The following is a 23,472-nucleotide window of genomic DNA, read 5'->3' as shown; positions in this document are numbered from 1 at the left end:
GAACGTGCCTGCGGCAGACATCGATCCAACGTTATGTAGTGCGCGCTGCGGCATACTACATGATGAATTGCGGTTGTGAAAATTAGACTAATTACGTCGTTCTGCGACCCCATGACGCATTGCGGTCACGTCGGGGAGCGTGATGTTCTCAAAAAACTATTGGATTGTTCCAGTTAAATATCAAAAGTTGTACACATTATCTTTGGTGCTCTGCTATGGGGTGCCTGTTTTTGTGGCGAGGGGGCTTGCCCCCGTTGAGTGGCGAAGCCGCTCCCGTGCATGTACCACGAAAAATTACATCCGTTCATTTTGCGACTGCTGCGCAGCCGAACGGGGGCAAGCCCCCTCGCCACAATGTTCCCCTTGCCTATACTTGGTTCTCTATAACAAAAGTCATGATTGGAGGGCTGCGCCATGGACCATCTCGTACTCACAGTTTTCGCTCCGGACAAGCCCGGACAAGTCGAGCGCATTGCCCAATGCATTGCCGAGCACGGCGGCAACTGGCTGGAAAGCCGCATGTCGCGCATGGCGGGACAATTCGCCGGGATTCTGCGGGTGGGCGTGCCGGCCGAGGCCTACGATGAATTGGTCGCGGCCCTGCAGGGCTTGTCCGCCCAGGGCATTCGCGTGTTGGTCGCCGAAAGCAGCATCGAACAATCCTGCACCTGGAAGCCGATCGCCATGGAACTGGTGGGAAATGATCGTCCGGGGATCGTGCGTGACATCACACGCCTGTTGAGCGAGCAGGGGGTGAGTCTGGAACGGCTGGTCACCGAAGTGCGCCCGGCACCGATGAGCAGCGAGCCGTTGTTCCATGCCGAGGCGATTCTCGCGGTCCCGCTGACGCTGTCGCTGGACGTGCTGCAATCGCGCCTGGAAACCCTGGCGGACGATCTGATGGTCGAGTTGGTGCTGCGCAGTGATCCCTGATCAGGTTATCCAAGTTAAACGTGCACCGGCCTGTGGATAACCTGTAGAGACACCCCGCCAGGCCACGCCGACCGGGGTTCTTCATGATCTGATCAAAAAACCAGCAGTTTCAGCCACTTGCGCACAATCGGCGGGGATCACGCTGTGGATAACCTTGGGAAGGAATGATGCAGGCCACGGGAGACGTGGCCTGTAGGCTTTTGTGCGTTTTTTGATCAGCTGCGGCGGCGCAAACTTATCCACGCATCGACGCTGTAAACCGCCAGACCGGCCCAGATAAACATGAACGCTACCAAGGTGCTGGACGACAGGTGCTCGCCAAACAGCAGAACGGCTTGCAGCAGAACCAGGGTTGGCGCCAGGTACTGAAGAAACCCCAGTGTCGTGTAGGGCAAATGCCGTGCAGCAGCGTTGAAGCTGACCAGCGGCACCAGCGTGATCGGGCCGGCGGCGATCAGCCACCAGGCTTGGGAGGTGGTCCAGAATTCGGCCTGGGCGCTGCTGGCCGTCGGATTGAGCAGCAACCAGCCAAGGGCAATCGGCACCAGCATCCACGTTTCCACCACCAGCCCCGGCAGTGCCTTGACCGGTGCCTGCTTGCGAATCAGGCCATAGAAACCGAAGGTCAGGGCCAGCACCAACGACACCCACGGCAGGCTGCCGACTTGCCAGACCTGCTGCGCCACACCCACCGCCGCCAGGCCAACGGCAATCCATTGCATGCGCCGCAGCCGTTCGCCGAGGATCAGCATTCCCAGCAACACGTTCACCAAGGGGTTGATGTAGTAACCGAGACTTGCCTCCAGCATGCGGCCGTTGTTCACCGACCAGACGTAGGTCAGCCAGTTGGCCGCGATCAGTGCGCCGCTCAGGGCCAGGATCGCCAGTCGCTTGGGGTTCTCCCGCAGCTCGCGCCACCAGCCGGGATGCTTCCAGACCATCAGCAACAAGGCGCCGAACAGCGCCGACCACAGCACCCGGTGGATGATGATTTCCACTGCGGGCACGCTGGCGATGGCTTTGAAGTAGAGGGGGAAAAGCCCCCAGATGATATAGGCACTCAGGCCCAGTATGTACCCGCGACGCGGGTTGGCGGCTTGCATGCAGAATCCTTGCTTAGGCAGCTAACAAAGAGGGGATTGTAAGGAGATTTGTCTGCGAATGTCCTGACTGAATAGGTAGGACATTTGTGAACATCGGTATCTGTAGGAGCGAGCCTGCTCGCGATGGACGTCAACGATAACGCGTGCTGTCTGAATAAACGCGTTGCCCTTGTGTTCTTCGCGAGCAGGCTCGCTCCTACAGGGGGGCAGGGTGGGTCAGAAGAGCTTCAGTGGCTCTTCTTGGAGCGCCGCCAACTGCTCGCGCAACGCCAGCACCTGATCCCCCCAGTAACGCTCGGTGCCGAACCACGGAAAACTGCGGGGGAAGGCAGGATCGTCCCAGCGGCGGGCGAGCCAGGCGCTGTAATGCAGCAGGCGCAGGGCGCGCAACGGTTCGATCAAGGCCAGTTCACGGGGATCGAAGTCGTGGAATTCGTTGTAGCCGTCCATCAGTTCCGACAACTGGCTCAGGCAATCCTGACGATCGCCGGCGAGCATCATCCAGATGTCCTGTACCGCCGGACCCATGCGGCAGTCGTCGAGGTCGACGATATGGAACATCTCGTCACGGCACATCATGTTGCCGGGGTGGCAGTCACCGTGCATGCGGATGTTCTGGTGCGGCGTGTTGCTGTAGGCATCTTCCACACGCTTGAGCAGATCGCGGGCCACTGACTCGTAGGCCGGCAGCAGGCTGCGGGGGATGAAGTTGCCGTCGAGCAATGTGGCCAGCGAGTCATGGCCGAAGTTTTTTACCGCCAGCGCTTCACGGTGCTCGAACGGCCGGGTCGAGCCGACCGCATGCAGGCGCCCGAGCAACTGGCCCAGGCGATAGAGTTGGTCGAGGTTGCCCGGCTCCGGTGCTCGGCCGCCACGGCGGGGGAACAGGGTGAAACGGAAACCGTTGTGTTCGTGCAGGGTTTCACCGTTGTGGATCAACGGCGCCACGACCGGCACCTCGCAGTCGGCGAGTTCGGCGGTGAACTGGTGCTCTTCCAGAATCGCTTCGTTGCTCCAGCGTTGCGGCCGGTAGAACTTGGCGATCAGCGGCTCGGCGTCTTCGATACCGACCTGATAGACGCGGTTCTCGTAGCTGTTGAGCGCCAGGATGCGCGCGTCGCTGAGAAAGCCGATGCTTTCGACGGCATCGAGCACGAGGTCTGGTGTGAGGGTTTCAAACGGGTGGGCCATGCTGACTCCTGCGCGCAGCAGGCTGCTGCGTCCGGCCAGGCATGGTAGCGCAGACGGCGGGGCTTTAGGGGGTGGGCTTGAGGTGTGCGTTGTATGTGCTGACGCCATCGCGAGCAAGCTCGCTCCCACAGGTCATGCGCCAGATATGAAATCGCGCCAATCCTGTGGGAGCGAGCCTGCTCGCGATGAGGGGTTGTCAGGCGCCGACGATCCCGCCATCTTCCCGCGAAATCGCCATCACCGAAGACCGCGGCTTGCCGTTGGGCAGGTGCTCGGGGAAGGTAGAACCGCCGTTTTCACCTGGATGCTGAATCCCGACAAACAGGGTTTTCTGGTCCGGCGAGAAGCTGATCCCCGTCACTTCACAACCTACCGGGCCAACCATGAAGCGACGAATCTCACCGGTTACCGGATCGGCACAGAGCATCTGGTTGTTGCCCATGCCGGCAAAGTCTCCGGCGTTGCTCGAATCGCCGTCGGTGAGAATCCACAAGCGTCCGGCCTTGTCGAAGCCCAGGCCGTCCGGGCTGTTGAACATGTTCTGCGGCGTGATGTTCGACGATCCGCCTTTTGGTGTGCCGGCGTGAACCCCCGGATTACCGGCGACGACGAACAGGTCCCAGGCAAAGGTTTTCGAGCCGTGATCGTCACGCTCGGTGCGCCAGCGCAGGATCTGGCCGTAGACGTTCTTCTCACGCGGGTTCGGCCCGCCCGCCGGTTGCCCGTCTTCGCCGCGTTTGGCGTTGTTGGTCAGCGTGCAGTAGACCTGGCCATCCTTGGGGCTGACCACGATCCATTCCGGGCGGTCCATGCGCGTGGCTTTCACCACACTGGCGGCGAGACGCGCGTGAATCAAAACTTCGGCCTGATCGGCAAAACCGCTGCTGGCGTCGATGCCGTTTTTGCCGTGGGTCAGTTCGATCCATTCACCCTGGCCTTTCGGGTGATCGACGTTGCCGTCGCCGGCATCGAACCGCGCCACGTACAGGGTGCCGTGGTCGAGAATGTCACGGTTGGCCTTGGGGTTCTTGTGGTCGATCTTGTCGCGGCTGACGAATTTGTAGATGAACTCACCGCGTTCATCGTCGCCCATGTACACCACGGCATGACCGTCGCCGGTTTCGGCCAGTGCGGCGTTTTCGTGCTTGAAGCGGCCCAGGGCCGTGCGTTTGACCGGCGTCGATTTCGGATCGAACGGATCGATCTCCACCACCCAGCCGTGACGGTTGAGCTCGTTGGGGTTCTTCGCCATGTCGAAGCGCTCGTCGTGCTGGTGCCAGTTGATTTCTTTGCTGGTGGCCACCACGCCGTAGCGTTTTTGCGCCGGGTCGAACTTCTGCTCGGCGTTGCTGCTGCCGAAGCAGTCGGTGAAGTTCTCTTCACAGGTCAGATAGGTGCCCCACGGCGTCTTGCCGTTCGCGCAGTTCTGGAAGGTGCCCAGGACGTTCTTGCCGTGCGGATCGGCACTGGTTTTGAGCAGGGCATGTCCGGCGGCCGGGCCGCTCAGGGTGATCGGTGCGTTGCCGTGAATGCGGCGGTTGTAGCGTGAGCCCTGGACGAACTGCCATTGGCCGTTCTTGCGCTGCACTTCAATCACCGACACACCTTCGCAGGCCAGCGCCTTGCGCACTTCTTGCGCCGATTGCGGCATGCCGCCGTGGGCGTAGAGGTAGCGGTAGTTGGTGTATTCGTTGTTGATCGCCATCAGCGCCCGGTCTTTTTCGCCCGGAAACTCGAACAGGCTCATGCCGTCGTTGTTGTCGCCGAACTGGACTTCCTGATGTTCGGCGCTGCCGTTGCCGCTCGGGTCGAACGCCGGACCGTCCTTGTGCAGGGGCTGGCCCCAGCTGATCAGCACCGAGGACTTGTAGCCCGGCGGCAGGGTGATGGTGTCGCTGGTGGCGGCGGCAATGCTGTCGAAACCCAGCAACTGGCTGTTGCCGGCGCTGACACTGGCGGCCATCACGCTGCGGCTCAGCAGGTTGCCGCCAAGGAACATCGCCGCGCCGCACAGGGCACCTGCGCTGATGAAGCCGCGACGGCTGAGGCCGACCATGGTTTCGAGGTCGGTGGACTGGTTTTCTTCTAATAGGCTCATTTCAGGCTCCCTGCGGATTTTGCAGATACCTTAATGATGAGTCATGAACCTTTTGTTGCAGTTCTGCTTACAGCGGTGTGCCCAGCAGAACCCTGGACGGCGAAAACTCCACGCGCACCGGTTTGCCGCACGTCAGCCCCGATGCTTGCAGATGACTCGGTTCGGCCAAGGCGCATAGAGTCAGGCCGTTGGGCAGGGTGATGCGCACTTCGCTGGGACCGTCGTCGGCGTCGAGAATTTTTTCGATGATGCCGCTGAGGCAATTGTTTTCAGGCGTTTCGACAGAGTCGATTTGCAGCACGTCGAGCCAGCCGGCCTTGATCAATGCCACGACTTCAGTGCCGATTTGCAGTTCCAGGCGCTCGGTGCTGTCGTGGGTAATTTGTGCGGCGACGATCACGCCTTCGGCGACTTCGAGGCGAATCAGGTCGTTGCGTCCCTGAGGTTCGATCGCAATCACCTTGCCGTGCAACTGATTGCGCGCGCTGGTGCGCAGCATCAGGCGCCCGAGCAGATCCAGATCGCTCGCGTCTTCAGTTGCTTCCAGCACTTGGGCCTGCAAGGCTTGCAGCTTCTGATACAGGCGCAACACCCGCTCACCTTCGTTGGACAGGCGCGCACCGCCGCCGCCCTTGCCGCCGACAATCCGCTCCACCAGCGGCTTCTGCGCCAGGTTGTTCAGCTCATCGATCGCATCCCAGGCAGCCTTGTAGCTCAGGCCCGCACTTTTTGCCGCGCGGGTGATCGAGCCTTGTTCGGCGATGTGCTGCAGCAGGGCGATGCGCTGCGGACGGCGGACAATGTGCTGGGACAGCAAGGTTGGCAAAGACATGACAAGTCGCTTTGGGTGGTGACGATGGTGAGGACGTTGGTCGCTTGGACCGCGCGAGTCAAGTCAGGGTGTCTCGCCGGGTTTGGGCGTGCGGGCCAGGCAATAGACGTCGACCCTCGCCGCCCCGGCGTCCATCAACAGGCGAGCCAGGGCCTGGGCCGTGGCTCCGGTGGTCAGTACGTCGTCGACCAGAGCCAGGTGCCGGCCTTTGACGACCGCGCCGGGTGCCAGGGCGAAAGCATTGCGCAGGTTCCTTAGGCGGGCTTCGGCGTTCAATGCCTGTTGGGCGTCGGTGTCTTGAGTGCGCAGCAGCAACCGTTCGTCGCAAGGGATATCGAGACTCGCACTCAACCAGTGAGCCAGCATCGCCGCCTGATTGAACCCGCGCTGGCGCAGGCGCCGATTGGCCAGCGGCACCGGGATCAGCGCCTGGGGTCGCAGCAGATCGTCTTCGAAGCGATGTTGCAGGTATTGAACAAGAAGTTCGGCGAGCAGGCGGCCAAACGGCCACTTGGCGTTGTGTTTGAAGCGGGTGATCAAGCTGTCTACCGGAAAGCTGTAGGTCCAGGGCGCAATCACTTGTTCGAAGGCCGGTGGCTGCTTCAGGCAATGGCCACAGGTCAGTCCTGCGGCCGGGAGCGGCAGGGCGCAGGTCAGACAGTGATCACCGAGCCAGGGCAACTCGATTTCGCAGGCCGTGCAGACAGGAGGGATGCCGTCGGCCGTTTCATCGCACAAAAGGCATGATTGTTTGTTTTTTAACCAGATGTAAACCGGTCCTTCGTATCGTGGTTGACAGCGCATCGCTCTTCCTTAAATATGCCGAAACATCTGTGAAGCGGCTGTGAAACTCCATTACCCAGCCGACTGCCAAAGCATAATTCAAAGGAAACGCCCATGAGCGCCAGCACCACTGCCACCCTGCGTCATGACTGGACTTTGGCCGAAGTCAAAGCACTCTTCGTTCAGCCATTCAATGACCTGTTGTTCCAGGCGCAGACGGTGCACCGTGCGCATTTCGACGCCAACCGCGTCCAGGTGTCGACCCTGCTGTCGATCAAGACCGGCGCCTGCCCGGAAGATTGCAAATATTGTCCGCAGTCCGGTCACTACAACACCGGCCTGGAAAAAGAGAAGCTGATGGAGGTGCAGAAGGTCCTCGAAGAGGCCGCTCGCGCCAAGGCCATCGGTTCGACCCGCTTCTGCATGGGCGCGGCGTGGAAGCATCCGTCGGCCAAGGACATGCCGTACGTGTTGAAGATGGTCGAAGGCGTGAAAGCCATGGGCCTGGAAACCTGCATGACCCTCGGTCGCCTGGATCAGGAGCAGACCGAAGCGCTGGCCAAGGCCGGCCTCGACTACTACAACCACAACCTCGATACCTCGCCGGAGTTCTACGGCAGCATCATCACCACCCGCACCTACAGCGAACGCCTGCAAACCCTGGCGTACGTGCGTGATTCGGGGATGAAGATCTGCTCCGGCGGCATTCTGGGCATGGGCGAGTCGCTGGACGACCGCGCCAACCTGCTGATCCAGTTGGCCAACCTGCCTGAGCATCCGGAGTCGGTGCCGATCAACATGCTGGTGAAAGTCGCCGGTACGCCGCTGGAAAATGCCGACGACGTCGATCCGTTCGACTTCATCCGCATGCTCGCCGTCGCGCGCATCCTGATGCCGCAATCCCACGTGCGCCTGTCCGCCGGCCGCGAAGCCATGAACGAGCAGATGCAGGCCCTGGCGTTCTTCGCCGGTGCCAACTCGATTTTCTACGGCGACAAACTGCTGACCACCGCCAACCCGCAGGCCGACAAGGACATGCAACTGTTCTCGCGTCTGGGCATCCTGCCGGAAGCCCGCGAAGAGCACGCCGACGAGGTGCATCAGGCAGCTATCGAGCAGGCGCTGGTGGAGCAGAAAAGCAGCGAGCAGTTTTACAACGCGGCTGTTTGAGTCTTCCACCGACTTCTCTGGCTGGAATGCAAAACACTGTGGGAGCGAGCTTGCTCGCGATTGCGTCAGGTCCGTCGACATCAATGTTGAATGTGACGCCGCCATCGCGAGCAAGCTCGCTCCCACAGGGATCGCATTCATTTTGATTTCTGTGATCTGAACTTCGAGGCCTGCATGTCTTTCGATCTCGCCGCACGCCTTGCCGCCCGTCGTGCCGAAAACCTCTACCGCCAGCGCCCGCTGCTAGAAAGCCCGCAGGGGCCGCAAGTGGTGGTCGATGGCCAGCCGTTGCTGGCGTTCTGTAACAACGACTACCTGGGCCTGGCCAATCATCCGCAAGTGATCGAAGCCTGGCGTGCCGGCGCTTCGAAGTGGGGTGTGGGCGGAGGGGCATCGCATCTGGTCATCGGCCATAGTTCCCCGCATCATGCCCTGGAAGAAGCGTTGGCCGACCTGACCGGTCGCCCGCGGGCGTTGCTGTTCACCACCGGCTACATGGCCAACCTCGGCGCAGTCACGGCGTTAGTGGGGCAGGGTGATACGGTGCTCGAAGACCGGCTCAATCATGCGTCGCTGCTCGACGCGGGGCTGTTGTCCGGCGCGCGATTCAATCGTTATCTGCACAACGACCCGGCGAGCCTGGCCAAGCGCCTGGAAAAAGCCACCGGCAATACACTGGTGGTCACCGACGGCGTGTTCAGCATGGACGGTGATATTGCCGACTTGCCGGCGCTGGCCCGAGAAGCCAAGGCCAAAGGCGCCTGGTTGATGGTCGACGATGCCCATGGTTTTGGACCGCTGGGTGCCAACGGTGGCGGCATCGTCGAACACTTTGGCTTGAGCCAGGATGACGTTCCGGTGCTGGTCGGCACCCTCGGCAAGGCGTTCGGTACGGCAGGTGCCTTTGTGGCTGGCAGCGAAGAGCTGATCGAAAGCCTGATCCAGTTCGCCCGTCCCTACATCTACACCACCAGCCAGCCCCCCGCGCTGGCCTGCGCCACGTTGAAAAGCCTGGAACTGCTGCGCAACGAACACTGGCGCCGCGAGCATTTGCAGACGCTGATCCGCCAGTTCCGCAAAGGTGCCGAACAGATTGGCCTGGAACTCATGGACAGCTTCACGCCGATCCAGCCGATCATGATCGGTGACGCGGGGCGAGCGGTGCGCCTTTCGCAAATGCTGCGTGAACGCGGGTTGATGGTGACCGCGATTCGCCCGCCGACCGTACCCGCCGGCAGTGCCCGGCTGCGGGTCACGTTGACGGCTGCCCACAGTGAGGCCCAGGTACAGCTATTGTTAAACGGACTGGCCGATTGTTTTCACCAACTGAAGCCGGAGCCAAGCCATGCGTGATCGTCTGATTCTGCTGCCCGGCTGGGGCCTTGGCGTTTCACCGCTGGAGCCTCTGGCGGCGGCCTTGCGCGGTTTGGATGAGCACCTGCGCATCGAGATCGAGCCGTTGCCGGAGCTGGAGTCGAGCGATCTTGAAGAGTGGCTCGATGAGCTTGATTCGACCTTGCCGCAAGACGTGTGGCTGGGTGGTTGGTCATTGGGTGGCATGCTGGCCTGCGAATTGGCGGCCCGGCGTGGCGATCGCTGCTGTGGTGTGTTCACCCTGGCCAGCAACGTTTCTTTTGTCGCTCATGATCAATGGACAAGCGCCATGTCCGGGGAAACCTTCGATGCGTTTCTGGCGGGATGTGAAGCCGATCCGCGCGCGACCTTGAAACGCTTTTCACTGCTTTGCGCCCAAGGCGCCGAAGACCCACGCGGATTGTCGCGGTTGTTGCTCGGCGGTGCCCCGAACACCGCTGCGCCGGTGTTGCTGAGTGGTCTGCAAGTGCTCGCGCAACTGGATACACGACAGGCGCTGCAATCGTTCCGTGGTCCGCAACTGCATCTGTTCGCCGGCCTCGATGGGCTGGTGCCGGTGGAAGCGGCGGGCGAGTTGTTGGCATTGTTGCCGGATATCGAAATCGGTCTGATTGAACAGGCCAGCCACGTGTTTCTCCTGGAGGATCCCCACGGTGTGGCGGGGGCGATCCAGGCCTTTTTGCATGAGTCCGGCGATGACTGATTTATCCCTTCCCAACCTGCCCGGCGCCTTGCCCGACAAGCGCCAGGTAGCAGCCTCATTCTCCCGCGCGGCAGCAAGCTACGACAGCGTGGCCGAGCTGCAGCGTGATGTGGGCAGCCAATTGCTCGGGCGCTTGCCGCAGGACTTCGTACCGCAGCGCTGGCTGGACCTGGGCTGTGGCACCGGGCATTTCAGTCGTGCCCTGGGTGAGCGATTTCCGGGCAGCCACGGGGTGGCGCTGGACATTGCCGAGGGCATGCTCAACCACGCCCGGCCATTGGGCGGTGCCACATACTTCGTGGCCGGCGATGCCGAGCAACTGCCACTGCAGGATTCGTCTTGCGACCTGATCTTCTCCAGCCTGGCGGTGCAGTGGTGCGCGGACTTCGACTCGGTGCTCAGTGAAGCCTTTCGAGTACTGAAACCGGGCGGTATTTTCGCGTTTGCTAGTCTGTGTGTAGGGACGTTGTTTGAATTGCGCGACAGCTGGCGCGAAGTCGACGGCATGGTGCACGTCAACCGCTTCCGGGAGTTTGGTGTTTATCAACAACTGTGTGCGGCCAGCGGCTTGAGGGCGGTCAGTCTGCAAAACCTTGCGCACGTGCTGTATTACCCGGATGTGCGCAGCCTGACCCATGAGCTCAAGGCGTTGGGTGCGCACAATCTCAATCCCGGGCGACCGGGTGGCTTGACCGGCCGGGCGCGGATTTTGGGTTTGATCGAGGCTTACGAACAGTTTCGTCAGGCCCAGGGACTGCCGGCGACTTATCAAGTGGTGTACGCCGTTTTGGAGAAACCCTTATGAGCGCAGCCTATTTCATCGCCGGCACGGATACCGATGTCGGTAAAACCACGGTCGCTGCGGGGCTGCTGCATGCGGCGCGTTCGGCGGGTTTGAGCACGGCGGCGGGCAAGCCGGTCGCGTCCGGTTGCGATGTGACACCTAAAGGCCTGCGCAACGCCGATGCGCTGGCCTTGCTGGCGCAGTGTTCGCTGCCGCTGACCTACGCACAGGTCAATCCGATGGCCTTCGAACCGGCCATTGCCCCGCATCTGGCCGCGCGAGAGGCGGGCGTGGCGTTGACGGTGCAGTCGTTGCTGGCGCCGATGCGGCAGATTCTGGGCATGCAGGCGGACTTCACCCTGATCGAAGGCGCCGGCGGCTGGCGCGTACCCCTGGCGGATCAGGACAATCTGTCGGACCTGGCCATCGCATTGAAGCTGCCGGTGATCCTGGTGGTCGGTGTACGCCTGGGGTGTATCAGCCATGCCTTGTTGACCGCCGAAGCGATTGCCCGGGACGGTTTGCAACTGGCGGGATGGGTGGCCAACATCATCGACCCGAAGACCTCGCGGCTGGAAGAAAACCTGGCTACCCTGGCCGAGCGCCTCCCGGCGCCGTGCCTGGGGCGTGTGCCGAAACTCAAGGCCGTTACGGCCGAGGCAGTGGCCGAGCACTTGCAACTGGACCTGTTGGACTGAGGCGAGTGGCTGCGGGCTTTGCCTATGGGAAGGCACTGTGCCATTAGTGTTTTTGTCGAGTGTTTTGCCGGCCACTCTGCTTCAATGGTCACTGTTGATCCTTTGAAAGGACGAGTTCTCCCTTGGAAATCTCAGGAAACACCGCTTTTTATGCCGGTCTGAGCACTCTTCAGACAGGGCAGAACCGTGTCGATCAAGCCGCCGGGCAGATCGCCAACACGACGATCGAGCGCTCGGTCACCAGCCAGTCCTCCGAGGCGCAGGTCGATCGTCTGCGATCGGTTGATCGCAGCCGGCAATCGGACCTGGCCAGCAATGTGGTCGAAATGGCCCAAGGCAAATTTCAGGTCGAACTGGGCGCCAAAGTCGCCAAGGCATCCGACGAAGTGCTCGGAACGCTGATCGATACTTTCGCCTGATCCTCATTGAATCCGTCTCTCCAACGCCGCGCCTGTTCGCGGCGTTTTTCTGCGTAAGTCCTTCTCACTCAACTAATCTTTTCTGCATGGTGGCTCGCTCGGTCAATGTCCGTCGTGCGGTTGCGCGCAGATGTGCCTGATCTTCGGTGACGAACGGAAAAAGATCGACGCTTGACAAGATTTGGGCGTAAACGTATGTTTCAAACAACTGTTTGATCGCAACAACAAATCAATGCGGTCGTTCATTCCCGGTTACATCAGCAGAGGTTTATCGCTATGCCTGACTACAAGGCCCCCTTGCGTGATATTCGCTTCGTTCGTGACGAGCTGCTCGGTTACGAAGCGCACTATCAGAGCCTTCCGGCTTGTGCCGACGCAACTCCGGACATGGTTGACGCCATTCTTGAGGAAGGCGCCAAGTTTTGTGAGCAGGTACTGGCTCCGCTGAACCGCGTGGGCGATCTCGAAGGCTGCACCTGGAGCGAGTCCGGCGTTAAGACCCCGACTGGCTTCAAGGAAGCCTACAAGCAATTCGTCGAAGGTGGCTGGCCAAGCCTGGCTCACGACGTAGAGCACGGCGGCCAAGGCCTGCCGGAGTCCCTGGGTCTGGCCATCAGCGAAATGGTTGGCGAGTCCAACTGGTCGTGGGGCATGTACCCAGGCCTGTCGCACGGTGCGATGAACACCATCTCCGAGCACGGCACCCCTGAGCAGCAAGAGGCTTACCTGACCAAGCTGGTTTCCGGCGAGTGGACGGGCACCATGTGCCTGACCGAGCCGCACTGCGGCACCGACCTGGGCATGCTGCGCACCAAGGCCGAGCCTCAGGCCGACGGTTCCTACAAAGTTTCCGGCACCAAGATCTTCATCTCGGCCGGTGAACACGACATGGCCGACAACATCGTCCACATCGTGCTGGCTCGCCTGCCGGATGCACCGGCTGGCACCAAAGGCATCTCGCTGTTCATCGTTCCGAAATTCATGCCGAACGCCGATGGTTCGGTTGGCGCGCGTAACGCTGTGTCCTGCGGTTCCCTGGAACACAAGATGGGCATCCACGGCAACGCTACTTGCGTGATGAACTTCGATGGCGCTACCGGTTTCCTGATCGGCCCGGCGAACAAAGGCCTGAACTGCATGTTCACCTTCATGAACACCGCACGCCTGGGTACCGCGCTGCAAGGCCTGGCCCACGCTGAAGTCGGTTTCCAGGGCGGCCTGAAATACGCTCGCGACCGTCTGCAGATGCGCTCGCTGACTGGCCCGAAAGCGCCGGACAAAGCCGCTGACCCGATCATCGTGCACCCTGACGTACGCCGCATGCTGTTGACCATGAAGGCATTCGCCGAAGGCAACCGCGCGATGGTTTACTTCACCGCCAAGCAGGTCGACATCGTCAAGTACGGCGTGGACGAAGAAGAGAAGAAGAAAGCCGACGCACTGTTGGCGTTCATGACTCCAATCGCCAAAGCCTTCATGACCGAAGTCGGTTTCGAATCGGCCAACCACGGCGTGCAGATCTACGGCGGCCACGGCTTCATCGCCGAGTGGGGCATGGAGCAGAACGTCCGCGACAGCCGTATCTCGATGCTGTACGAAGGCACCACCGGTATCCAGGCACTCGACCTGCTGGGCCGTAAAGTGCTGATGACCCAGGGCGAGGCTCTGAAAGGCTTCACCAAGATCGTCCACAAGTTCTGCCAGACCAACGAAGGCAACGAAGCGGTTCAAGAGTTCGTCGCTCCGCTGGCCGCATTGAACAAGGAATGGGGCGAGCTGACCATGAAGGTCGGTATGGCCGCCATGAAAGATCGCGAAGAAGTCGGCGCGGCCTCCGTGGACTACCTGATGTACTCCGGTTACGCCTGCCTGGCCTACTTCTGGGCCGACATGGCGCGCCTGGCTGCCGAGAAACTGGCTGCCGGCACTTCCGAAGAGGCGTTCTACACCGCCAAGCTGCAGACTGCGCGCTTCTACTTCCAGCGCATCCTGCCGCGTACCCGCACTCACGTCGTAACCATGCTGTCGGGCGCCAACAACCTGATGGATATGAAAGAAGAGAACTTCGACCTGGGCTACTAAGCCTTAGCGAAGTACTTCAAAAAGCCGCTGCTCCTTCGGGAACAGCGGCTTTTTTGCTTTAAAGGTTGGCGGTGGAAAATGTTTGCAACGCCCTTTGAAAAATACCTCAGTAATTCACTCAGTAACTCGGGCTTCCTGCCGTTACAGTAGTTGGCACATTGCCATCTATTGATTTGACGGGTCGGAGCTTTACCCTTGCCGCGCTCATCTGCTGTACGTTTCAGTCATTTCCTGCCGTCATTGCTGCTGTTGGTGGCGGGGCTTGCGGCTGCTTACATCAAGGATCTGAACGTCTTCTTCACGTCGCTGTTCAACGTGCTGCCCACCCTGGTGTTGTTGCTCGGTGGCGCCTATTGCGCGGTGTACCGACGCCAGCGTGAACTGTTTCTGATGGTCACGGTGTACATCGCCTACTTCCTGCTCGACACCCAGACCGACTATTACCGCGACAACGGCAAGGTGCGTGACGACGCCGCGGTAGTCTTTCATTTGTGTTGCCTGCTGCTGCCTCTGCTGTTTGGCGTGTTCGCGGCGTGGCAGGAACGCACCCATCTGTTCCAGGACATGGTGGCGCGCTTCGCGGTCTTGTTGGCGGTCGGCAGCGTGGCGCTGGGGCTTGAGCAAAGTTATCCACACGCGCTGCTGATCTGGCTGTCGGAGATTCGCTGGCCTGCCTTGCATGGCGCCTGGATGAGCCTGATCCAGTTGTCCTATCCGGTGTTCATCGCTGCGTTCCTGTTGCTGGCCTGGCAATACTGGCGCAACCCGCGACCGCTGCATGCCGCGCAATGGGTGGGGCTGCTCGGGTTGTTCTGGATGTTGCCGAAAACCTTCATCCTGCCATTCACGCTGAACATCATGTGCAGCCAGGTGATGCTGATGATTGCCGCCGCCGTTGCCCACGAGGCCTATCAAATGGCCTTCCGCGACGAACTGACCGGGCTGCCGGGCCGTCGCGCGTTGAATGAACGCATGCAACGGTTGGGGCGCAACTACGTGTTGGCCATGAGCGACGTCGACCACTTCAAGAAATTCAACGACACCCACGGCCACGACGTCGGCGACCAGGTGCTGCGACTGGTGGCCAGCAAGCTGTCGAAAATCGGCGGTGGCGGTAAGGCGTATCGCTATGGCGGCGAGGAATTTGCCCTGGTGTTTGCAGGCAAGACCCTCGAAGAGTGCATGCCGCACCTGGAAGTCATCCGCGAGTCCATCGCCACTTACAACATTCAACTGCGCAATCAGGAAAACCGCCCACAGGACGACAATCAGGGGCGCCAGCGGCGTGCCGGTTCCGGTGCGTCGAGTGTGTCGGTGACGGTCAGTATCGGCGTTGCCGAACGGATCGAACAACGCACCCCCGAAGAGGTGCTCAAGTCCGCTGACCAGGCGCTCTACAGCGCCAAGGGCGCCGGGCGCAACTGCGTGATGGCGTTCGGGCAGAACCGCCGTGGCGCCGTGCGCATGGACGCCGCTACGGTTGAGTGATGATGGCGCATTCAGCGAGCGCAAAGTGATTGTGAGGCGTGGTCGGCAGCAGTAGGTTGGAGAAATCTGCCGACGGAGAATGACCATGCCCGAGTACAAAGCTCCCTTGCGCGACATGCGCTTTCTGATCGACCACGTCTTCGACTTTCACAGCAACTACGCCGCGCTGGGGGCCACCGATGCCAGCCCGGACATGGTCAATGCGATCCTCGAAGAAGGGGCGAAGTTCTGCGAAAACGTACTGTCGCCGCTGAACCGCAGTGGCGATGAAGAAGGCTGCCATTTCGACAATGGCGTGGTCACGACGCCCGCAGGCTTCAAGCAGGCATTCGCCCAATATGTCGAGGGCGGCTGGCATGGCCTGGCGGCGGATCCGGTTTACGGCGGTCAAGGGTTGCCGATCTCTCTGGGCCTGGTGATCAGCGAAATGGTGGCTTCCAGCAACACCTCATGGGGCATGTACCCCGGTCTGACCCACGGTGCGATGTCGGCGATCCACGCCCATGGTACCGAGGCGCAAAAGCAGACCTATTTGAAGAAGCTCACCGCTGGCCAATGGACCGGCACCATGTGCCTGACCGAAGCCCATTGCGGCACCGACCTGGGCATCATCAAGACCCGCGCCGTGCCTGCGGCCGATGGCAGCTACGCGATCTCCGGCAGCAAGATCTTCATCTCCGCCGGCGAGCACGACATGAGCGCCAACATCATTCACCTGGTGCTGGCCAAATTGCCGGACGCACCGGCCGGAACCAAGGGCATTTCACTGTTCATCGTGCCCAAGTTCCTGCCTGATGCGACGGGGGAAGCGGGTGAGCGCAACGGCGTGTCCTGCGGCTCGATCGAACACAAAATGGGCATCAAGGCTTCGGCCACCTGCGTGCTGAACTTCGACGAGGCCAAGGGCTTCCTGATCGGCGAGCCGAACAAGGGCCTCAACTGCATGTTCACCATGATGAACCACGCGCGACTGGGCACCGGCATGCAAGGGCTGTGCCTGGGGGAGGCGAGCTTCCAGGGCGCGATCAAATACGCCAACGACCGTTTGCAGATGCGCTCGCTGACCGGCCCGAAAGCGCCGGAAAAGGCCGCCGACCCGATCATCGTGCACCCTGATGTGCGGCGGATGTTGTTGACAATGAAAGCCTTCAACGAGGGCAACCGCGCGCTGACCTACTTCACCGCACAGTTGCTCGACGTTGCACACCTGAGCCCGGACGAAACGGCGCGCCGGGATGCCGAAGACTTGCTGGCGTTCCTCACGCCAATCTGCAAAGCCTTCATGACCGACACAGGGCTGGAGGTGACCAACCATGGCATGCAGGTGTTTGGCGGTCACGGGTTCATTCGTGAATGGGGAATGGAGCAACTGGTACGCGACTGCCGGATCGCGCCGATCTATGAAGGTACCAATGGTATTCAGGCGCTGGACTTGCTAGGGCGCAAGGTACTCGGCAGCCAGGGCAAACTGCTGCGTGGCTTCACCAAAATCGTCCACAAGTTCTGCGCGGCGAACGCCGAACATCCACAACTGGCCGGGTATGTGGCGCAGCTCAATCAACTGAACCAGCAGTGGGGTGAATTGACCACCAGGGTCGGTATGGCGGCGATGAAAAACCCGGACGAAGTCGGTGCAGCGTCGGTGGATTACCTGATGTACAGCGGTTACATCATCCTCGGCTACCTGTGGTTGCGCATGGCGCTGGTGGCTCAGGCGCAGCTCGATGCGGGCAGCGGTGATGGTGACTTCTGCCGGGGCAAACTGGCGACCAACGAGTTTTACTTCAAGCGTCTGTTGCCACGCACTGCCGCTCATCGGGCGGCCGTCGAAGCAGGTAGCGATTGCCTGATGCAACTGCCGGCGCAGATGTTTGCGCTCTGACATCGCCCTCTGTAGGAGCGAGCTCTGCTCGCGATGGTCGTGAACGATAACGCGTAAAACCAGATGCCCAGTGGCGCCTTGGGGTTTTTCGCGAGCGAGCTCGCTCCTACAGTTTCATCCGTTCACTCCCGCCTACGGCAATGACTAAAAATAACAAAACGGTCATGAGTTGACCCTATGTGTCGCAAAAGTTGTTGAGGTACACTCCGACCCAACGAAAACACTCTTCCTGTGAATCACCTGTATAGATCTTGCGAGGTTTGCCATGGCTGACTACAAAGCGCCCCTGCGCGATATGCGCTTCGTCCTCAATGAAGTTTTCGAGGTCGCCAAACTCTGGGCCGAACTGCCTGCACTGGCCGAAACCGTCGATGCAGAAACCGTCGAAGCCATCCTGGAAGAAGCCGGCAAAGTCACCAGCAAAAGCATCGCACCGCTGAGCCGTGCCGCTGACGAAGAAGGTTGCCATTGGGCGGACGGTGCCGTCACCACGCCGGCAGGTTTCCCACAGGCCTATCAGACCTACGCTGAAGGCGGCTGGGTCGGTGTCGGTGGTGATCCGTCCTACGGCGGCATGGGCATGCCCAAAGCCGTTTCGGCCCAGGTCGAGGAAATGGTCAACTCCGCCAGCCTGTCGTTCGGCCTGTACCCGATGCTGACCGCCGGTGCTTGCCTGTCGATCAACGCCCACGCCAGCGAAGAACTGAAAGCCGCGTACCTGCCGAACATGTACGCCGGCATCTGGGCCGGTTCCATGTGCCTGACCGAGCCGCACGCCGGTACCGACCTGGGGATCATCCGCACCAAGGCCGAGCCTCAGGCTGACGGTTCCTACAAGGTCAGCGGCACCAAGATCTTCATCACCGGTGGCGAACACGACCTGACCGAAAACATCATCCACCTGGTGCTGGCCAAGCTGCCGGATGCGCCGGCGGGGCCGAAAGGCATTTCGCTGTTCCTGGTACCGAAGTTCATGGTCAATGCCGATGGCAGCCTGGGCGCACGCAACCCGGCCAACTGCGGTTCGATCGAACACAAGATGGGCATCCAGGCGTCCGCCACCTGCGTGATGAACTTTGATGAAGCCGTGGGTTACCTGGTCGGCGAGCCGAACAAAGGCCTGGCGGCGATGTTCACCATGATGAACTACGAGCGTCTGGGCGTTGGTATCCAGGGCCTGGCCACGGGCGAGCGCTCGTACCAGAACGCCGTGGAATACGCCCGCGACCGTCTGCAAAGCCGTTCGCCGACCGGCGCGCAGAACAAGGACAAAGTGGCTGACCCGATCATCGTCCACCCGGACGTGCGGCGCATGCTGCTGACCATGAAAGCCTCGAACGAAGGGGGGCGTGCGTTCTCCACCTACGTGGCGATGCAACTGGACACCGCCAAGTTCAGCGAAGACGCCGCCACCCGCAAGCGCGCGGAAGACCTGGTGGCGTTGCTGACCCCCGTGGCCAAGGCGTTCCTGACCGACCTCGGCCTGGAAACCACCGTACACGGCCAGCAGATCTTCGGCGGCCACGGTTACATCCGTGAGTGGGGCCAGGAGCAACTGGTGCGTGACGTGCGCATCACCCAGATCTACGAAGGCACCAACGGCATCCAGGCGCTGGACCTGGTTGGGCGCAAGATTGTCGGCAGCGGCGGGGCGTTCTACAACCTGTTCGCCGACGAGATTCGCCACTTCACGGCGACTGCCAGCGCGGACCTCGCCGAGTTCACCAAGCCGCTGAACGACGCCGTGACCACCCTCGATGAACTGACCGCGTGGTTGCTGGACCGGGTCAAAACCAATCCGAACGAAATCGGCGCGGCGTCGGTCGAGTATCTGCAGGTGTTCGGCTACGTGGCCTACGCCTACATGTGGGCCCTGATGGCCAAGGCGGCATTCGGCAAGGAAGCGCAAGACGATTTCTACGCCAGCAAACTGGGCACGGCGCGCTTCTATTTTGCCCGCCTGCTGCCGCGCATTCACTCGTTGAGCGCGTCAGTGAAGGCCGGTAGCGAATCGTTGTTCCTGCTGGATGCGGGACAATTCTGATGAAGTAACGTTATGTAAGCATTCTCTTACATAACGTGCTGCTGTTCTCCCATAGATGCAAATTGGATCCAGAGCTAATCTACTTCTCATGGACGTAGCGCAGGAAGCGCAAAGCAACAACAGGGACACGTAGGATTCTGCCAGGACGGCGGAGTGAAATGGATGTCAGGGAAACAGTCTGCAAAGCCCCGCTTCGGCGGGGTTTTCTTTTGCCTGAAGAAAAGTTTTCAGCTTGGCCCATCCAGAGCCTGCGCGCTGTTCAAGCGCCCGTCCGGGCCATTTATCACTTCTTCCAGCAATGTCCGCAGCAATGCCAGCGAGGCCTGCTGCCGTTGCACATCCCGACACACCAAACCGACTTTCAGCGGCACTCGCGGTTCGCTCAGGGGTTTCCACAGCAGTTCGTGGTTGCCATGGGTCTTTTGCGAGCGACCGGGCAGTACCGTCGCCAGGCGCGTGTGGGGCAGGCTGTCGAGGATGCCGGCCATGTTGTTCAATTCGGCTTGTACCTGTGGGCGACGTCCGAGGCTTGTCAGCTGTGCCTGCCAGATCTGCCTGATCTGAAACTCTTCGCCCAGCAGCAGCATCGGCAGTTCGGCAGCCTGACTCATGGACACTTTCTTGAATTCACGCAGCGGATGCTCTGCCGGGATGACCAGGGTCAGTTCGTCTTCGTATAGCATCACGCCATGCAAGCCAGGCTGGCGGGGCGGCAGGTAGCTGATGCCGATATCCAGAGAACCGTTGAGCAGTCGCCGCTCGATTTCCAGGCCGGTCAGTTCGTAGATCTGCACCACCAGATGCGGCTGCGCCTTGCGCACCCGCTCGAGCATCTGCGGAACGAGGCTGGTGTGCACGGTTTGCAATACACCGATGGCCAGGGTGCGCAGCGCCTGACCCTTGAAGTTGCCGAGCGCTTCCCGTGCCCGTTGCAGGCCATCGAGCAAAGGCAGGGCATGGTTGTACAGCGTGTGGGCCGCGAGAGTCGGCAACAGGCGTTTGCTACTGCGCTCGAACAGGCTCACATCGAGGTTTTGCTCGAGGTGGCGGATTTGCTGGGACAGCGCCGGCTGGGAGATGGACAGGCGCTCGGCGGCCCGGCCCACGTGGCCTTCTTCATAGACCGCGACGAAATAACGCAGTTGCTTGAAATCCATAAGTATTACTTATCGAAAATGCTGGGAAATCGAAATGGCTGAACGCCTCGCCTGAGCCTAGTCTAACCGCATTCACAGGGCTTACAGGGCCACAGAGCGCGATGAATACCCTTTGCTTCGATGGTATTTACATAGGTAAGGCAAAAAACCTCAAAAGGGTTTTTTTCAGATGAACCTGTTCAGTCTGCGCCGCAGTCCTCCCAGTCTTGATGATCTGGTCATGGACGCCTCTCCGCCATCCCAAGGCGTTAACCTTTCCAGCGAGTACTTGATGCCCAGTGTCGAGCGGCCAAAACAGGTGTTTGTGCGTGGTCAGGGTTCATGGTTGTGGGACAGCGATGACCGTGCGTACCTGGATTTTTCCCAAGGCGGCGGGGCCAACAGCCTCGGTCATAGCCCTTCGGTACTGGTCAATGCAATCACAGCCCAGGCTCAGTCGCTGATCAACCCGGGTTTTGGCCTGCATAACCGCGGCATGCTCAGCCTCGCCGAACATTTGTGTGCCAGCACCGGCAGTGATCAGGCCTACCTGCTCAATACCGGCAGCGAAGCCTGCGAGGCGGCGATCAAACTGGCGCGTAAATGGGGTCAACGGCATCGCGGCGGTGCGTCGCGAATCATTGTGGCCAACAACGGTTGCCACGGCCGGAGCCTGGCGACGATTTCGGCGTCGGACAGTTCGACATTGGCCAACCGGTTCGAGCCGCAATTGCCAGGCTTCAGTCGTGTTCCGTTCAATGACCTGCCAGCGTTGCATGCGGCCGTGGATGAACGGACCGTAGCGATCATGCTCGAGCCGATCCAGAGCGAAGCCGGCGTGGTCCCGGCCGCCGTGCACTATCTCAAGGGCGTTGAACGCCTGTGCCGTGACCTCGGCATTTTGCTGATCTTCGACGAAGTGCAAACCGGCATCGGCCGTTGTGGCACCTTGCTCGCGGAACAGTCCTGCGGTGTCACGGCGGATATCGTCGTGCTCGGCAAAGGCTTGGGCGGCGGCGTGCCATTGGCCGCGCTGCTGGCGCGGGGCAAGGCTTGCTGTTTCGACATTGGCGAGTTGGCGGGTACTCATCACGGTAATGCGTTGATGACCGCGGCGGGGCTTTCAGTGCTCGATACCGTGCAGGACAAGGCTTTCCTCAAGCACGTCGCAGAGGCCGGTCAACACCTGCGTGAAGGGTTAGGGCGTTTGGCCCATCGTTACGGTCACGGCGAGTTGCGCGGACAAGGACTGCTTTGGGGGCTGACGCTGCCGGACGACTCCGCTGACGCGGTGGTCAAGGCCGCGCTGTACGAAGGCTTACTGCTTAATGCCCCGCAACCCGACTGCCTGCGCTTTACCCCTGCACTAAATGTCAGCAACGCCAACATCGATGAAATGCTCCTGCGCCTGGCGCGCGCCTTCTCCCGAGTGCGAACCGCACAATTGCAGTGCCGCAAAGGGATTGCCGTCTGATCAGGCGCGCCCTGTACACATTCCAGAACCGTCTCGCGGTATAACGCACGCCTCACGCCCGATACTTTTGGCGTGGGGCGTTTTTTTGTGGCCGGTTTTTTCCAAAGGCAGTTTCGGCTTGAGCGGTTAACACATTAATGGCTTTCTAGCGTGCATCGGCAGGGAGTGCCGGTGCCAGCGAAACGGTGTTGCTGTCGCGTTGGTTTTGATTCCTATACCACTGAGTGGTATGTTTTATGGAAGGGATGCCCATGTCACCAAGGCTGTTCAAGACAAAGCGCTTCGCAATGCAGGCTGCCAAGGCCTGGATCGGTGATGACGAACTCCGGGAGGCATTCACCGAAATGCTCAATGGTCGGGCTGACAATTTGGGTGGCGGGGTCTGGAAGAAGCGCTTGAATGCCAACCGCCATCGCTCGATTATCCTGGCCAGGGGCGGTGCTCATTGGGTCTATCAGTTTCTGTACGCAAAAAAAGATCAGAGCAATATCAGTCCCAGGCATTTGCTCGACTTGCGAGAGTTGGCCAAGACATATGGTGGACTGACCGAAATGGAAATTCAGCAATTGCTGGATGCAAAGGAGTTTGTGGAGATACTAAATGAGTAAAAAATTCAAAAGTGAGCTATCGGAGTCGATCCACGAATCGGCCAGTGCCTTGTACGCCATAGGTGCAATCAGTAAGGCGACCATGCGTGAGTTCGATGAGTCCTGTCTTGCAAGAGTGCCGGATGCGATTCCCGCGCAGGAGATCAAGGCACTGCGCGAGCGCAACAATGTCAGCCAACCGGTGTTCGCGCGCTATCTGAACACCAGTGCTTCCACGGTCAAGCAATGGGAAGCAGGGGATAAGCACCCCAGTGGCATGGCGTTGAAGTTGCTGAGTATCGTGCGCAAACACGGTCTGGAGATACTGGCCTGAGGAATCGGGCTGAACCCTGACAAACGGCACAGGTCGATTAGCTGTAGGGCTCGACGAGTCCACCCCCAATCAGGAGCTGTCCCATGGACTTTATTCGCATCATCATCGCCATCCTGTTGCCGCCACTGGGTGTGTTTCTGCAAGTAGGATTCGGCGGGGCGTTCTGGCTGAATATTCTGCTGACGTTGTGCGGTTACATTCCGGGGATCGTGCATGCGGTGTACATCATCGCCAAGCGCTGAATTTTTGCGGCGTTAGATCGATCGCTTTCGCGGGCAAGCTGAACTGGCCTAATAATTCCGGACACCTCTTAAGGGCGATATGATTTCGCCAACTTGGAGGTTCCATGAACGAAAG

At 60.4% G+C, this 23,472-nt stretch carries 21 protein-coding genes; 15 read left to right on the top strand and 6 right to left on the bottom strand.

Annotation, left to right across the window (positions count from 1 at the left end):
- Positions 1 to 414 precede the first annotated feature (414 nt).
- The gene (locus tag AC1Q6Y_RS00105; protein WP_057713020.1) at positions 415 to 933 is read left to right on the top strand and encodes a glycine cleavage system transcriptional repressor; all 519 of its coding nucleotides are present in this window, start codon (positions 415 to 417) and stop codon (positions 931 to 933) included.
- A gap of 215 nt (positions 934 to 1,148) precedes the next feature.
- Here the strand turns inward: AC1Q6Y_RS00105 and rarD are convergent, their stop codons facing one another.
- The 5 genes from rarD to AC1Q6Y_RS00080 all read right to left on the bottom strand — a co-directional run bounded on the left by rarD (position 1,149) and on the right by AC1Q6Y_RS00080 (position 6,961).
- Positions 1,149 to 2,036: an EamA family transporter RarD gene (gene rarD, locus AC1Q6Y_RS00100; RefSeq protein WP_492623873.1), complete on the bottom strand. Its 888-nt coding sequence runs from the start codon at positions 2,034 to 2,036 to the stop codon at positions 1,149 to 1,151.
- 216 nt (positions 2,037 to 2,252) lie between these two features.
- The gene (locus AC1Q6Y_RS00095; RefSeq protein WP_102670838.1) at positions 2,253 to 3,227 is read right to left on the bottom strand and encodes a serine/threonine protein kinase; all 975 of its coding nucleotides are present in this window, start codon (positions 3,225 to 3,227) and stop codon (positions 2,253 to 2,255) included.
- Between the two features lie 196 nt (positions 3,228 to 3,423).
- Positions 3,424 to 5,325 (bottom strand): PhoX family protein, encoded by a 1,902-nt coding sequence (locus tag AC1Q6Y_RS00090; protein WP_218494743.1) that lies wholly within the window; start codon positions 5,323 to 5,325, stop codon positions 3,424 to 3,426.
- A gap of 67 nt (positions 5,326 to 5,392) precedes the next feature.
- Entirely contained in the window at positions 5,393 to 6,157 is a 765-nt protein-coding gene (locus tag AC1Q6Y_RS00085; protein WP_218494744.1) for a TOBE domain-containing protein, read from the bottom strand.
- 63 nt (positions 6,158 to 6,220) lie between these two features.
- Positions 6,221 to 6,961, bottom strand: coding sequence for a ComFC family protein (locus AC1Q6Y_RS00080; protein ID WP_407516224.1), 741 nt, complete (start codon positions 6,959 to 6,961; stop codon positions 6,221 to 6,223).
- 93 nt (positions 6,962 to 7,054) lie between these two features.
- Between AC1Q6Y_RS00080 and bioB the strand changes: the two genes are divergently transcribed.
- The 10 genes from bioB (at position 7,055) to AC1Q6Y_RS00030 (ending at position 19,584) form a co-directional block, all read left to right on the top strand.
- Positions 7,055 to 8,110, top strand: coding sequence for a biotin synthase BioB (bioB, locus tag AC1Q6Y_RS00075; RefSeq protein ID WP_090451787.1), 1,056 nt, complete (start codon positions 7,055 to 7,057; stop codon positions 8,108 to 8,110).
- A 174-nt stretch (positions 8,111 to 8,284) separates the two neighbouring features.
- Positions 8,285 to 9,463 carry an 8-amino-7-oxononanoate synthase gene (bioF, locus tag AC1Q6Y_RS00070; protein WP_492623872.1) on the top strand — a complete coding sequence of 393 codons (1,179 nt, stop codon included), beginning with the start codon at positions 8,285 to 8,287 and terminating at the stop codon, positions 9,461 to 9,463.
- Positions 9,456 to 10,187, top strand: coding sequence for an alpha/beta fold hydrolase (locus tag AC1Q6Y_RS00065; RefSeq protein WP_492623871.1), 732 nt, complete (start codon positions 9,456 to 9,458; stop codon positions 10,185 to 10,187). The genes bioF and AC1Q6Y_RS00065 overlap by 8 nt, the downstream gene beginning before the upstream one ends.
- On the top strand, positions 10,180 to 10,992 hold the full coding sequence (gene bioC / locus AC1Q6Y_RS00060; protein WP_492623870.1) for a malonyl-ACP O-methyltransferase BioC: 813 nt from the start codon (positions 10,180 to 10,182) through the stop codon (positions 10,990 to 10,992). The genes AC1Q6Y_RS00065 and bioC overlap by 8 nt, the downstream gene beginning before the upstream one ends.
- Positions 10,989 to 11,669, top strand: a complete 681-nt coding sequence (bioD, locus tag AC1Q6Y_RS00055; protein ID WP_090451781.1) for a dethiobiotin synthase — start codon at positions 10,989 to 10,991, stop codon at positions 11,667 to 11,669. Before bioC ends, bioD begins: the two co-directional genes overlap by 4 nt.
- 122 nt (positions 11,670 to 11,791) lie before the next feature.
- Complete coding sequence (locus AC1Q6Y_RS00050) at positions 11,792 to 12,088, top strand: pyrroloquinoline quinone biosynthesis protein PqqE (RefSeq protein ID WP_090451779.1); 297 nt, start codon at positions 11,792 to 11,794, stop codon at positions 12,086 to 12,088.
- Between the two features lie 276 nt (positions 12,089 to 12,364).
- Entirely contained in the window at positions 12,365 to 14,170 is a 1,806-nt protein-coding gene (locus AC1Q6Y_RS00045; protein WP_095944826.1) for a phenylacyl-CoA dehydrogenase, read from the top strand.
- A gap of 195 nt (positions 14,171 to 14,365) precedes the next feature.
- Positions 14,366 to 15,658, top strand: a complete 1,293-nt coding sequence (locus AC1Q6Y_RS00040; protein ID WP_492586804.1) for a GGDEF domain-containing protein — start codon at positions 14,366 to 14,368, stop codon at positions 15,656 to 15,658.
- An 85-nt stretch (positions 15,659 to 15,743) separates the two neighbouring features.
- On the top strand, positions 15,744 to 17,540 hold the full coding sequence (locus AC1Q6Y_RS00035; protein WP_492623869.1) for an acyl-CoA dehydrogenase C-terminal domain-containing protein: 1,797 nt from the start codon (positions 15,744 to 15,746) through the stop codon (positions 17,538 to 17,540).
- Positions 17,541 to 17,805: 265 nt separating this feature from the next.
- Positions 17,806 to 19,584: an acyl-CoA dehydrogenase C-terminal domain-containing protein gene (locus AC1Q6Y_RS00030; protein WP_492623868.1), complete on the top strand. Its 1,779-nt coding sequence runs from the start codon at positions 17,806 to 17,808 to the stop codon at positions 19,582 to 19,584.
- A gap of 227 nt (positions 19,585 to 19,811) precedes the next feature.
- Here the strand turns inward: AC1Q6Y_RS00030 and AC1Q6Y_RS00025 are convergent, their stop codons facing one another.
- A complete protein-coding gene (locus AC1Q6Y_RS00025) occupies positions 19,812 to 20,741 on the bottom strand; it encodes a LysR family transcriptional regulator (RefSeq protein WP_057713036.1) in 930 nt (309 codons plus the stop codon).
- Positions 20,742 to 20,910: 169 nt separating this feature from the next.
- Here AC1Q6Y_RS00025 and AC1Q6Y_RS00020 point away from each other — a divergent pair, with 169 nt between their 5' ends.
- The 4 genes from AC1Q6Y_RS00020 (at position 20,911) to AC1Q6Y_RS00005 (ending at position 23,357) form a co-directional block, all read left to right on the top strand.
- Positions 20,911 to 22,194 carry an aspartate aminotransferase family protein gene (locus tag AC1Q6Y_RS00020; protein WP_492623867.1) on the top strand — a complete coding sequence of 428 codons (1,284 nt, stop codon included), beginning with the start codon at positions 20,911 to 20,913 and terminating at the stop codon, positions 22,192 to 22,194.
- Positions 22,195 to 22,445: 251 nt separating this feature from the next.
- The gene (locus AC1Q6Y_RS00015; protein ID WP_150814013.1) at positions 22,446 to 22,802 is read left to right on the top strand and encodes a type II toxin-antitoxin system RelE/ParE family toxin; all 357 of its coding nucleotides are present in this window, start codon (positions 22,446 to 22,448) and stop codon (positions 22,800 to 22,802) included.
- On the top strand, positions 22,795 to 23,115 hold the full coding sequence (locus AC1Q6Y_RS00010) for a helix-turn-helix domain-containing protein (protein WP_046039442.1): 321 nt from the start codon (positions 22,795 to 22,797) through the stop codon (positions 23,113 to 23,115). The genes AC1Q6Y_RS00015 and AC1Q6Y_RS00010 overlap by 8 nt, the downstream gene beginning before the upstream one ends.
- 83 nt (positions 23,116 to 23,198) lie before the next feature.
- A complete protein-coding gene (locus tag AC1Q6Y_RS00005; RefSeq protein WP_003228885.1) occupies positions 23,199 to 23,357 on the top strand; it encodes a YqaE/Pmp3 family membrane protein in 159 nt (52 codons plus the stop codon).
- The last annotated feature ends 115 nt before the right edge of the window (positions 23,358 to 23,472 follow it).

The sequence above is a fragment of the Pseudomonas sp. GW823-FHT06E10 genome (genome assembly GCF_058794995.1).
Note: the sequence above shows the minus strand (reverse complement) of the source record. Positions and strands in the feature narration are given on the sequence as shown.

What these genes read in the sequence shown, in the direction of transcription:
- AC1Q6Y_RS00105 (WP_057713020.1), top strand. Translation starts at nt 415, where the DNA reads ATGGACCATCTCGTACTCACAGTTTTCGCTCCGGACAAGCCCGGACAA.
- rarD (WP_492623873.1), bottom strand. Translation starts at nt 2,036, where the DNA reads ATGCAAGCCGCCAACCCGCGTCGCGGGTACATACTGGGCCTGAGTGCC.
- AC1Q6Y_RS00095 (WP_102670838.1), bottom strand. Translation starts at nt 3,227, where the DNA reads ATGGCCCACCCGTTTGAAACCCTCACACCAGACCTCGTGCTCGATGCC.
- AC1Q6Y_RS00090 (WP_218494743.1), bottom strand. Translation starts at nt 5,325, where the DNA reads ATGAGCCTATTAGAAGAAAACCAGTCCACCGACCTCGAAACCATGGTC.
- AC1Q6Y_RS00085 (WP_218494744.1), bottom strand. Translation starts at nt 6,157, where the DNA reads ATGTCTTTGCCAACCTTGCTGTCCCAGCACATTGTCCGCCGTCCGCAG.
- AC1Q6Y_RS00080 (WP_407516224.1), bottom strand. Translation starts at nt 6,961, where the DNA reads ATGCGCTGTCAACCACGATACGAAGGACCGGTTTACATCTGGTTAAAA.
- bioB (WP_090451787.1), top strand. Translation starts at nt 7,055, where the DNA reads ATGAGCGCCAGCACCACTGCCACCCTGCGTCATGACTGGACTTTGGCC.
- bioF (WP_492623872.1), top strand. Translation starts at nt 8,285, where the DNA reads ATGTCTTTCGATCTCGCCGCACGCCTTGCCGCCCGTCGTGCCGAAAAC.
- AC1Q6Y_RS00065 (WP_492623871.1), top strand. Translation starts at nt 9,456, where the DNA reads ATGCGTGATCGTCTGATTCTGCTGCCCGGCTGGGGCCTTGGCGTTTCA.
- bioC (WP_492623870.1), top strand. Translation starts at nt 10,180, where the DNA reads ATGACTGATTTATCCCTTCCCAACCTGCCCGGCGCCTTGCCCGACAAG.
- bioD (WP_090451781.1), top strand. Translation starts at nt 10,989, where the DNA reads ATGAGCGCAGCCTATTTCATCGCCGGCACGGATACCGATGTCGGTAAA.
- AC1Q6Y_RS00045 (WP_095944826.1), top strand. Translation starts at nt 12,365, where the DNA reads ATGCCTGACTACAAGGCCCCCTTGCGTGATATTCGCTTCGTTCGTGAC.
- AC1Q6Y_RS00035 (WP_492623869.1), top strand. Translation starts at nt 15,744, where the DNA reads ATGCCCGAGTACAAAGCTCCCTTGCGCGACATGCGCTTTCTGATCGAC.
- AC1Q6Y_RS00030 (WP_492623868.1), top strand. Translation starts at nt 17,806, where the DNA reads ATGGCTGACTACAAAGCGCCCCTGCGCGATATGCGCTTCGTCCTCAAT.
- AC1Q6Y_RS00025 (WP_057713036.1), bottom strand. Translation starts at nt 20,741, where the DNA reads ATGGATTTCAAGCAACTGCGTTATTTCGTCGCGGTCTATGAAGAAGGC.
- AC1Q6Y_RS00020 (WP_492623867.1), top strand. Translation starts at nt 20,911, where the DNA reads ATGAACCTGTTCAGTCTGCGCCGCAGTCCTCCCAGTCTTGATGATCTG.
- AC1Q6Y_RS00015 (WP_150814013.1), top strand. Translation starts at nt 22,446, where the DNA reads ATGTCACCAAGGCTGTTCAAGACAAAGCGCTTCGCAATGCAGGCTGCC.
- AC1Q6Y_RS00010 (WP_046039442.1), top strand. Translation starts at nt 22,795, where the DNA reads ATGAGTAAAAAATTCAAAAGTGAGCTATCGGAGTCGATCCACGAATCG.
- AC1Q6Y_RS00005 (WP_003228885.1), top strand. Translation starts at nt 23,199, where the DNA reads ATGGACTTTATTCGCATCATCATCGCCATCCTGTTGCCGCCACTGGGT.